The organism is Wolbachia endosymbiont (group A) of Lasioglossum morio (genome assembly GCF_947250585.1).
Classification (GTDB): Bacteria; Pseudomonadota; Alphaproteobacteria; order Rickettsiales; family Anaplasmataceae; genus Wolbachia; species Wolbachia pipientis.
The window spans coordinates 513,557-524,218 of the sequence record NZ_OX366327.1 but is presented as its reverse complement, the minus strand read 5'-3'; the positions used below and the strand labels follow the sequence as shown (position 1 = coordinate 524,218).

Below are 10,662 nucleotides of genomic sequence, written 5' to 3'. Positions count from 1 at the left end.
ACGCTATTTACTCATGTACAATTCACAACATTTTTTTGTCAGCTCTCTAACTCTACCAATATAAGCTGTACGTTCATTCACACCAAGCACACCTCTTGCATCAAGCAGATTAAGTAGGTGACTAGTTTTAATACATTGGTCATAAGCTGCCATTGGTAGCTCCTTTTCAATAAGGAACTTACATAATTTTTCCGTATCTTCAAATTGCTGCTGTACCACTTTAGTATCATAATAATCTAACGCTAGATAAGAAAATTCATATTCTCTTTGTTTAAAAATATCTCCGTAAGTTACACCGTTATCGTTCCAAATTATATCGTAAACATTATCTACACCTTGTATGCACATTGCTAAACGTTCCAACCCATATGCCACCTCACCAGGAATCATCTTGCAGTCAATCCCTCCAACTTGCTGTATATAAGTAAGCTGTGTTACTTCCATTCCATTGCATGTAACTTCCCATCCAAGTCCTGATGCACCAACACTTGGGTTTTCCCAATCATCTTCAACAAACTTAATATCACATTTTTCTGTAGATATGCCAAGAACTTTTAAGCTATCTAAATAGACGTCTTGTAAATTATTACCAGATGGCTTTATTATAACTTGATATTGGTGATGTTGATACAAGCGATTAGGATTATCACTATAGCGCCCATCTGCTGGCCTAATTACTGGTTGTAGATATGCAATTTTTGTCGGTTTTGTATCAATTGCAGACATAATTGTTGCGGGATGTAATGTGCCAGCACCAACTTCAGATGTGTATGGGTGAAGTATAACGCACCCTTCACCAGCCCAAAAATCTTGTAACTCTTTTATTATACTTTGTAAGTTCACACAAATTGCACACTTTTTATACTAAATATATAAATAAATAAGTACTATTCAATACCTATTTTTTTAACAGTATCATGTAAATAATCACCTAAAACTGCTGAACTTTCCCTCACATACTGAATTATGCTTTTATTTAGGACAATTGCATCATGCATAGTTAAATCGCAGAATATAAATGCTGTTAAATACAGTAAAATCACCGCATAAAATGTGTGAAAAATCCCCTCAAATGTAATTGACATTGCATTATTATAGCTGAGCTGTATTGAACTTATTGGCCATGGTTTTATCACTTCTACGACATTAAAAAATACGTAAGGTATCATAAGAAAAAAGAAAAAGTGCATAAAATCATTAAACCAAAATGGGCATTGAAACATCTGCTTACATATACTCCCATAGAGTTTACTTACAGCATAATAAATCGACATCATTGCCGGCATTGAAAGTGCTACAGTCAGTACTTGCCCTGACGCTATTTGTATTACTATTTCTTCACCACTGTTTGCTGAAGGGTCTTGAGCATGAAAAATAAATATTCCAATTAATTGCATTACTAACATAACTATTGCCAATTTTGTAAAAACAGCAGCTACAACTATTCCTGAGTCTGGCATTTTATATAGTAAGTATTCGCCTCCATATGTAAGAATTAATATAACATCGACAATAAATAATATTAAAAAAGAAGACCAATAGTTCTGCCAACTTGGTAAATATCCTATTCCTAAAAGAGAGCTTACTGTTTTGGCAGGAAAAACCTTACCTAGCATCTTTCCCAAAAATTTAAAAAAAATCCCCATGTTCTAAGTAACACTTGGTTTATATTATTTATAATACTGTATTGTAACGGACTTATCAACAACTTAAAACATGTATTGGAAAACTTTAAGTAATATGCAGCAACAGTAGAAGAACGTGCGCCAAAAATTTAATAATTTTATAGGGCTTATGCACTTAAATTTTTTGCAATATCAAGTGCAGCGTAAGTGAATATTGCACTTGCACCCGCACGTTTGAAACCAATCAAAGATTCATAAATCACCTTGTCATAATCTAGCCAGCCATTATTTGCAGCAGCTTTTATCATTGCGTACTCACCGCTTACTTGGTAAGCAAAAATCGGAAAATTAAACTTATCACTTGCTGTTTTGATAATATCTAAATATGGCATACCTGGTTTAATCATAATAAAGTCTGCACCTTCATTTATATCCATTTCAATTTCGCACATTGCTTCGCGCGCATTTTTATAATCCATTTGATAACCACTTTTGTCTATAGAATGTGATAGCCCACATGAACCAACGACTTGCCTGAATGGAGCATAGAAGCTAGAGCAGTATTTCACTGCATAAGATAATATTAATACGTCTTGAAAGTTGTTATCATCTAATGATTTTCTGATTCTTCCTATTCTACCATCCATCATATCAGAAGGAGCAACTATATCACATCCTGCTTTCGCTAAAGCAAACGCTTGCTTACACAGCACTGATATAGTTTCATCGTTTTCTACATCCATCTGATTATCTTTTAAAATGCCGTCATGGCCGTGAATAGTGTATGGATCCAATGCAATGTCTGCAATAATACCAATTTCAGGTACCTTTAATTTTACAGCACAAATTGCTCTGCAGATTAAGTTGTCAGAATTATATGCTTCCTCAGCGTTTTCAGATTTTAGTTTACTATCAACTACAGGAAAAATTGCAACAGCATTAATCCCTAAATCTTTAGCTTCCTTAACTATAGACACTAATCCATCTATTGAATAACACTTTACGCCTGGTAAGCCAGAAATTGGTTCAGTTGTTTCTTCTCTGTCATGAACAAACAGAGGAAGAACCAGATCATTTACTGATAAACTATTTTCACTTGTTAAATTGCGAACCCATTTGCTCGAGCGCCTGCGTCTTAATCTTGTATTTGGAAAATTAAACATTGGATCCAGGCAAGTTCCCAGTAAAGAGCAACACCCCTGAAATGAGTATCACCCAAAGCACCGATATTGGTAGAAATACTTTCCAACCAAGGCGCATTAGCTGATCATATCGATAACGAGGTATTGTTGCTCTAATCCAAATAAATATAAACAAAAGTATAACTATCTTCAAAACGAACCAAATTAAACCTGGAATTTTATAAAGCAAACCAAGTTCTAACGGAGGATACCATCCCCCCAGAAAGAATATTGTCATCATAGCACTTGCTAAAATCATATTTGCATATTCTCCAAGAAAAAAGAGGGCAAAAGGCATGGATGAATATTCAACGTTATATCCAGAGACTAGCTCTGCTTCAGCTTCTGGTAAATCAAATGGGTGACGATTAGTTTCTGCAAGCAAAGAAATAAAAAATATTATTCCTATAGGCATTAGTAGTAAATCAACCCAAAATGGCATATTGTGTTTCGCTACCACCATCTCTCCAAGATTTAATGTTCCAGTGGTAATAACGACTGTAGCAACTATTAAGCCTATTGAAACTTCATACGAAATCATCTGAGCAGCCGACCGTATAGCGCCAAGAAATGCATAATTAGAATTGCTTGACCAGCCTGCAATAATCACGCCGTATACTCCCAGCGACGATATAGCTAGCACATAAAGCACTCCAACATTAATATTTGCTATAACCTTAGGAATAACTACTTGCTGGCCATTTTCTACAATTACTTCAGCACCAAACGGTATAACTGCCCAGGCAATTAATGCCAAGATAAAGGTAAGCATTGGAGCCATAATGAACAGTATGGTGCTCGCTCTAAATGGTATTATCGGCTCCTTAATCAGGAGCTTAATAGCATCTGCAAATGGCTGCAATAGCCCAAAAGGTCCAACTACACTTGGGCCGTGCCTCAGTTGAATTGCAGCAAGGACCTTACGCTCAAAGTATGTCAAATATGCAACTGAAAGTAGTAGCGGTACTAAAATAAATAAAATATTAACTAGCGTGTTCATAAAAAGCTTTAGTACAATCTGCCATTATTTTTGAAGCGCGACTTATTGAATCCGTCATATAAAAATTACACTCCTTTAAAGTAAAAGGTGTATTACTTAAATTTATTTTACCATTGCTGATTGGTACCCATGTGTTTTTTATCACTTGATCAGCATTTCTAAACTGTGGACCGATAGTATCTAATTTTTTTCTTACGTCAAATAAACTATCATATGGTAAGGAAAGATCCAAATATTGCGAGAGATTTTTAATAATTAACCAATCCTCCTTTGCTTCACCTGGAGGAAATACAGCTAAATTTGTTCTTTGCACTCGACCTTCAGTGTTTACATAAGTTGCATATTTTTCTGTATATGCAGCACCAGGCAAGATAACATCTGCCACATGTGCACCCTTATCACCGTGATGACCTTGATAAATTACAAATGTGTTTTCTAACTTTGATGTGTCAATTTCATCTGCACCAAGAAGATAAACCACTTCTATTTCACCACTTTCTGCATGTTCCAATATTTGATTAATATCCCTTTCGCCTTTTTTAGGAACAAACCCAATATCTAGCCCACCAACTCTTGCTGCAGCTTTATGCAGCACATTAAAGCCATTCCAGTCATCTCTGACCATGTTAAATTCTTCTGCAATTTTGCCAGCTAGAATTAGAATTGATTCAGAATCGTCTCTTACTAATGCATCTTGACCGATAATCAGCATAGGGCTCTGAGCAGCACTCAGCAGCTTACAGAACTTATGATTTCCATTTGCTATTTCACTCAAAATATCAGGATTATCGCCCAATTTCTCAACATGATACAAATATTCAATGTTAGGACCAACACTTGCAACAGGAAAGTTGCCCTGTAAATATCTCTTTCTCAATCTTACGTTAATGATCGGTGCTTCTATCCTTGGGTTTGTATTTATAAGCAGACACAAATCCGCATTCTCTATACCTTCAATAGTGGTATTGAACACATACGATCCACGATTATTTGGTATAAGTTTTGCACCATCCTGCCTGCAATCTATATTTCCCGAGCCGAGCTTCTGCATCATTTCTTTAAGTAGAAGCATAGACTCACAATCTGCTAAATCACCTGCAATTGCAGCTATTTTATTTGATTTTGTATTCTTTAATTTCTTTGCAGCAACAGTTAATGCTTCATTCCAATCAACTGGGGCTAATTTACCATCTTTTTTTATATAAGGTCGATCAAGACGCTGAACTTTTAGTCCATCATAGGCAAAGCGGGTTTTATCTGATATCCATTCTTCATTTACCTCTTCGCTCAGCCTTGGTAATATCCTCATAACCTCCGGGCCACGATAATCAACTCTAATTGCGCTACCCACAGCATCTAGCACATCTATAGTCTCACAATGTGATAGCTCCCATGGACGCGCTGTAAAGGAGTAAGGCTTTGAAGTTAAAGCCCCTACCGGGCAGAGATCTATGATATTTCCAGATAATTCAGAACTAATATGCCTTTTTATGTAAGTGCTAATCTCTACATCTTCTCCCCTTCCGATTCCTCCAAGTTCATTTGTACCTGCAACATCAGACAAAAATCTAACACACCGAGTGCAATGAATGCATCGATTCATCGCAGTCTCAATCAGTGGTCCGAAGTGTTTTTTTGGCACAGCCCTCTTATGCTCATCAAGTCTGCTGGTTCCTTTCCCATAAGCCATCGTGATATCTTGCAAATCGCATTCACCACCTTGATCGCAAATTGGGCAATCAAGCGGGTGGTTAATTAGCAAAAACTCAAGCACACCTTCACGTGCTTTTTTAACCTTAGGGGTATCAGTGTGAATAACCATCCCTTCTGCAACTGGCATTGCACAAGAGGCTACTGGTTTTGGAGGTCCACCCTCCACTTCAACCAAACACATTCTGCAATTACCAGCAATTGCTAAACGCTCATGATAACAAAAACGTGGAATTTCAACGCCCACGACTTCACAAGCTTGAATTATAGTGAGCCCATGCTCTACTTCACATTCCTTAGAATTAATAGTAACTTTAACCACAACTATTATACAGCTTCCCACTTTATAGGATTGCCGCTTACCTCATCTTCAACCAGATTGCCGTTGTCATATTGAGCAGACATATAATTCATGCGCGAATCACGATCTATATATCTAACAGGTTTTACCGGTTTATCTTTATACATTTTTTGCTCAGCTTTCTTACGCTGAGTAGGGTTATTTTTACTAGCTGTCTTTGCTTTCCCACCTGCTGCCATATAAACTCCTAAAAACTTTTCATTCTATTTTAACACTTAAGTATATAGCGTCAATATTTAATAACTTTAAAATTTCAATAGATCTCTTATTATAATCATTTTACAATCATTGTTTAAATAAAAAGTTACCCCTTGATGCCATTCCAGCGCATGACGCACAGCTGTACGAACATTGCAATTTGCAGGCAATTTGCGTGGCAGATTCAAGTAGCTGACACTGGTTTCCATCCAAGACAGCAGTAGCCCTTTCGGTGTTATTTCAGTGCTTGACACTGAAATCCAGGTTTTGATTGGATACTGAGTTGGTAAGCATAAAAGTGTAGCTAACGCGAGCTCTACGTCATACCGCGATTTATTCGCGGTATCTCAAAGCATAGATCCCGCTAACAAGCAGCGGGATGACGATTGTCGTTTAGCTATAAACATTAAGAAATTTACCAAATGAAAAAAAAGGCAAAAGAAGCCCTGGGGTTATTATCCGCTTTAAAATATTGGCGTTTTTTATGTTTTAAACGCTTGACAAGCAAGATTAAGCTGCTTTTAATTGCAACTAACTTACGCTGCAAATGTTTAAGAAATTTACTAAGCAGAAAAAAAGACAAAGAATCCCCGAGTTAGCTAGTCTTTTACTATCTCTGTCGAGTATTGGCATTTTTTGATGTCTTGTAACGCTTTATAAGCGCGTTCAGCTTATTTAGATAAAAATCTAGATGTAGATGAAGTTTTGTAAAGACATACAGTATCTATATACTGCAAAAAATTGAACATAAGACGCCGATACATTAAGTAATCCTTACCTTTTAATCTGCAGATTGGCGAAAGCAAATACAATAGCTTCAGTTTCATGATAAGGGGGCTGGCGGAGTTTGTCAAGTAAGTTTTTTCGTTTCTAACGATTGTTAACATGCTGCAAAAAACTATGCAAGAGGTCTACCACTTTATTAGGTATTTGTGCAGTTATTGGTGTTATCAAGATACTCCCTAATCTTCTTCAAGTCCTCCCAGGCTAAACGTTTTTGTGCCGGTTGGCGAAGTAGGTAAGCTGGATGAAATATAGCGGCTGTGGTGATTGAATTGGACAAATATTGGTTAGTGTACGTATGAAATCTACCACGCAAATTCGATATAGTTTTTGTGCTGTCAAGAAGGCTATAACACGCAATTCCACCAACTAAAACCAAAACCTGTGGTGAAACTAGTGCAACATGCTTCTCAACAAATGGTCTGCACATATCAAGCTCTAGGTCGGTTGGTTTTCTATTGCCAGGTGGGCGCCAAAATACGGTATTGCTTATATAAACTTTGGTGCGATCAAGATTGATTGCATTTAACATTTTATCGAGCAACATTCCACTTGCACCACAAAATGGTATGCCTTGAAGGTCTTCATTTGCCCCTGGAGCTTCACCAACGAGCATAATTTTTGCGTTTGGATTACCATCGGAAAAGACAGTATTAGTTGCAGTTTTTTTTATTTCACAACCTTCAAATGACTTCACTGCACTTCTTAATTCATCCACACTATTACATTTGCTTGCAAGTTTCCTTGCTTCGATTATCCAGTCACTTGGAAACATGTCTTTTCCATCTTTAGTGTCACCCCAGCGCGTATCTGCATCTTTCTTCTGGGTCCCAGTTTGGATAACAGAGGGTTGCACACCCTCTTTGCTCTCCAACTTTTTTTCCTCTTCACCCTCTGTTAGTGTGCAATCAACGCCCACTTCATGGTAAAATTTTAATAATTCTAGGTCTTCATTGCTCATATTGCTTTTTAATCTTTTGTGCTTTTTTCATGGCCATATCATACTTTAATTTAGATAAATGTCTAATATATAATATGCCGTTTAAGTGATCTAATTCATGCTGAATACACCTTGCAAGCCAACCACTAGCTTTTAGTGTTTGTTCTTCATTATCTAAGTCTTTATATTTCACAGTTAGATACTTTGGACGCTTAATTTCATGACTTTGCTCTGGAATTGAAAGGCACCCTTCCTTGAGAGTCACTTGTTCATCAGATAATTCCGTAATTTCTGGATTAATCATGCAAAATTTGCCAATTGATTCATATCCTGCTGGCTCATTTTCAATTGTTTCTAGCTGAACATCCACAACAAAAATTCTCTTTAACACTCCAACTTGCACTGCAGCAAGGCCAAGACCTTCTGCATCATACATAGTTTCGAACATGTCGTTTACTAATTCTTTAATTTTATCGTTTATATCTGTTACTTCACTGGCACGTGTGATTAGTCTTTCATCAGGGGCAATTACAATTGGTAATATGGACATAAAAATTATAATTCTATGTTTTGCTTTTCCTTTTGTCCAGAATTTAGTGTATATTAAAATGTTGCTATATCTATAATAGAAATATAAATTATTAAAGAAAGCTACAATTTAAATGAAATTGCGTAATAAGGTTAACTAATGTACTCTGCAGTAATAGCAAAACCAAAGAGAAATGTTTTTGCTGTTTTAGACATAGGTACAACAAAGATTATTTGTCTAATCGTTAAGATAAATGGCAACTTCAGCTATAAAGTAACAGGAACGGGTTATAAGATTGCAGAAGGTGTAAACGGTGGGTCGATAACTAATGTAAAACACGCAAATTACTCCATCTCATCAACTATAGGTTTAGCTGAGCAAGTGTCAGAGGAAACTATAGACCAGATATATGTGAGCATTGCTGGATGTGGCATCTCATCTTTCAATGTACATAATGAAATTATTGCAGCTAATCATGAAATTTCTGACCGGGATATAAAACGTGTAGTTTTTCAGACGTTTGAGAAATATATTGAAGAAAATGTTATCATTCACAATATACCACTGAAATATCACTTAGATGACATGACTGACATAAAAGAAGTTGGTGGATTGTACGGAAAAAGACTATCTGCTGATGTTAATGTTGTCACTGCTTCGCGTCCAGCGCTTACCAATATTGAAAACTGTATTACCAATAATGGTGGATTAAATATGGCAGGTTGTATTGCTTCTGCATATTCTGCAGGTCTTGCGTGTCTCAGTGAAGATGAAAAAGAGCTCGGGACTGCTATTGTTGATATAGGCGGTGGGTGCACTGCAATTGGAATTTTCAAAAGAGGGAAACTTGTGTATGCAAGCAGCGTTCCAATTGGTGGTGTTCATATCACTCGAGATATTGCTTACGGGCTATGCACAAGCATAGAACGTGCAGAGTATATAAAAATACTGTATGGTAGCACTATCGTAACTTCAATAGATGAGAACGAATATATTACAGTCCAAAATAGTGAAAATGATGAACCTACTCAAGTATTCAAATCTGAGCTTATTAACATCATAAGACCAAGAGTTGAAGAAATACTTGAAATGGTAAGAGAGCAATTTCAAGAGCAGAAAGATCCAATTAATAAAGTAGTGATCACAGGTGGAACTAGTCAACTCACAAGCATGAAGGAAATTGCAGGCTATATATTCAATAAGCAAGTTCGAATTGGGTGCCCTGAGTCTTGTAGCGGTCTTGATGGCGAATATGATAAAAATCCTGTATTTTCTGCTGCTATAGGCTCTATAAAGCTAATAGTTGACACTTTTTATAAAAATAACTCTGGAATGCTCGGTCAAGATGGTAAAATGAGTAAATTGTATAATTGGGTTAAATCGAAAGTTACAGTCTAGATTTCTGTTTTTACCACTTTTCATACAAATGACTTGACACTAGGATCCATAGGACTTATTTTTATAATATGTAAAATTATTATGTTTATGTACTTGCGAGTAAGCGTACCAATTACAATAAGACATGGAAAATATGAACATAACTATACACTCACAAGAAGATTTTAAATTTATGCGCAAGGCTGGCAGGCTTGCTGCTGAAACTCTTGATTTCATTGCACCGTACGTAAAGATAGGGGTGACAACTAATGAGTTAAATGATCTATGTCATGATTTTATAATTAATGCAGGTGCAATTCCAGCACCACTAAATTATAGGGGATATCCAAAATCAATTTGCACTTCAAAAAATGCAGTTGTGTGCCATGGTGTTCCCGATGATAAACCGCTTAAAGATGGAGATATTTTGAATATTGACGTTACGGTGATTTTAAATGGCTGGCATGGTGATACAAGTCGCATGTTTTGGATTGGCAAGCCATCAATAAAAGCAAAACGTTTATGTGACGCTACTTATAATGCGTTGATGGAAGCGATCAAACAAGTTAAGCCCGGCAATAAGTTAAATGAAATAGGGCTTGCTATAGAGAAGTATATTGAAGATTTTGGATATTCTATCGTACGCAGCTACTGCGGACATGGTATAGGAAAAGTCTTTCATGCTCCACCAAATGTAGTGCATTTCTATGATCAAGATGAAAATCTCGTCTTGAAGGAAGGTATGTTCTTTACAATAGAGCCAATGATTAATGCTGGAAAACATGAGACTCTGCTCAGTAAACTCGATGATTGGACAGTGACAACACGCGATCTTTCACTTTCTGCTCAATTTGAACATACGCTCGGAGTAACAAAAGATGGTGCTGAAATATTCACATTATCACCTAAAAATTGGCACTTCCCGCCTTATAATTAGATTTTTTTAAATTCTGCTATA

The 10,662-nt window shown here is 36.4% G+C and carries 10 protein-coding genes; 2 read left to right on the top strand and 8 right to left on the bottom strand.

Annotated features, from left to right (window positions below; all coding sequences use genetic code 11):
* Positions 1–3: 3 nt before the first annotated feature.
* The 8 genes from OOK89_RS02580 to def all read right to left on the bottom strand — a co-directional run bounded on the left by OOK89_RS02580 (position 4) and on the right by def (position 8,348).
* On the bottom strand, positions 4–843 hold the full coding sequence (locus tag OOK89_RS02580; protein ID WP_264719237.1) for a glycine--tRNA ligase subunit alpha: 840 nt from the start codon (positions 841–843) through the stop codon (positions 4–6).
* Positions 844–887: 44 nt separating this feature from the next.
* Complete coding sequence (locus tag OOK89_RS02575; RefSeq protein ID WP_213863111.1) at positions 888–1,646, bottom strand: phosphatidylglycerophosphatase; 759 nt, start codon at positions 1,644–1,646, stop codon at positions 888–890.
* A gap of 146 nt (positions 1,647–1,792) precedes the next feature.
* On the bottom strand, positions 1,793–2,788 hold the full coding sequence (gene hemB / locus OOK89_RS02570; protein WP_264719236.1) for a porphobilinogen synthase: 996 nt from the start codon (positions 2,786–2,788) through the stop codon (positions 1,793–1,795).
* Positions 2,781–3,806, bottom strand: a complete 1,026-nt coding sequence (gene nuoH, locus OOK89_RS02565) for an NADH-quinone oxidoreductase subunit NuoH (RefSeq protein WP_264719235.1) — start codon at positions 3,804–3,806, stop codon at positions 2,781–2,783. Before nuoH ends, hemB begins: the two co-directional genes overlap by 8 nt.
* Positions 3,790–5,838 carry an NADH-quinone oxidoreductase subunit NuoG gene (gene nuoG, locus OOK89_RS02560; protein ID WP_458694373.1) on the bottom strand — a complete coding sequence of 683 codons (2,049 nt, stop codon included), beginning with the start codon at positions 5,836–5,838 and terminating at the stop codon, positions 3,790–3,792. The genes nuoH and nuoG overlap by 17 nt, the downstream gene beginning before the upstream one ends.
* A gap of 5 nt (positions 5,839–5,843) precedes the next feature.
* The gene (locus OOK89_RS02555; RefSeq protein ID WP_006279675.1) at positions 5,844–6,056 is read right to left on the bottom strand and encodes a hypothetical protein; all 213 of its coding nucleotides are present in this window, start codon (positions 6,054–6,056) and stop codon (positions 5,844–5,846) included.
* A 941-nt stretch (positions 6,057–6,997) separates the two neighbouring features.
* Positions 6,998–7,819 carry a uracil-DNA glycosylase gene (locus tag OOK89_RS02550; RefSeq protein WP_264719233.1) on the bottom strand — a complete coding sequence of 274 codons (822 nt, stop codon included), beginning with the start codon at positions 7,817–7,819 and terminating at the stop codon, positions 6,998–7,000.
* Positions 7,809–8,348, bottom strand: coding sequence for a peptide deformylase (gene def, locus OOK89_RS02545; RefSeq protein WP_264719232.1), 540 nt, complete (start codon positions 8,346–8,348; stop codon positions 7,809–7,811). Before def ends, OOK89_RS02550 begins: the two co-directional genes overlap by 11 nt.
* A 138-nt stretch (positions 8,349–8,486) precedes the next feature.
* On the opposite strand from def, the gene ftsA reads away from it, so the two are divergent.
* A complete protein-coding gene (ftsA, locus tag OOK89_RS02540; protein WP_264719230.1) occupies positions 8,487–9,725 on the top strand; it encodes a cell division protein FtsA in 1,239 nt (412 codons plus the stop codon).
* 133 nt (positions 9,726–9,858) lie between these two features.
* Positions 9,859–10,641: a type I methionyl aminopeptidase gene (gene map / locus OOK89_RS02535; RefSeq protein ID WP_038250362.1), complete on the top strand. Its 783-nt coding sequence runs from the start codon at positions 9,859–9,861 to the stop codon at positions 10,639–10,641.
* Positions 10,642–10,662: the final 21 nt, after the last annotated feature.

Excerpts from the sequence above, each read along its gene's own strand:
- ftsA (WP_264719230.1), top strand. The coding sequence starts at position 8,487 with ATGTACTCTGCAGTAATAGCAAAACCAAAGAGAAATGTTTTTGCTGTT.
- nuoH (WP_264719235.1), bottom strand. The coding sequence starts at position 3,806 with ATGAACACGCTAGTTAATATTTTATTTATTTTAGTACCGCTACTACTT.
- OOK89_RS02575 (WP_213863111.1), bottom strand. The coding sequence starts at position 1,646 with ATGGGGATTTTTTTTAAATTTTTGGGAAAGATGCTAGGTAAGGTTTTT.
- OOK89_RS02555 (WP_006279675.1), bottom strand. The coding sequence starts at position 6,056 with ATGGCAGCAGGTGGGAAAGCAAAGACAGCTAGTAAAAATAACCCTACT.
- map (WP_038250362.1), top strand. The coding sequence starts at position 9,859 with ATGAACATAACTATACACTCACAAGAAGATTTTAAATTTATGCGCAAG.
- hemB (WP_264719236.1), bottom strand. The coding sequence starts at position 2,788 with ATGTTTAATTTTCCAAATACAAGATTAAGACGCAGGCGCTCGAGCAAA.
- OOK89_RS02550 (WP_264719233.1), bottom strand. The coding sequence starts at position 7,819 with ATGAGCAATGAAGACCTAGAATTATTAAAATTTTACCATGAAGTGGGC.
- def (WP_264719232.1), bottom strand. The coding sequence starts at position 8,348 with ATGTCCATATTACCAATTGTAATTGCCCCTGATGAAAGACTAATCACA.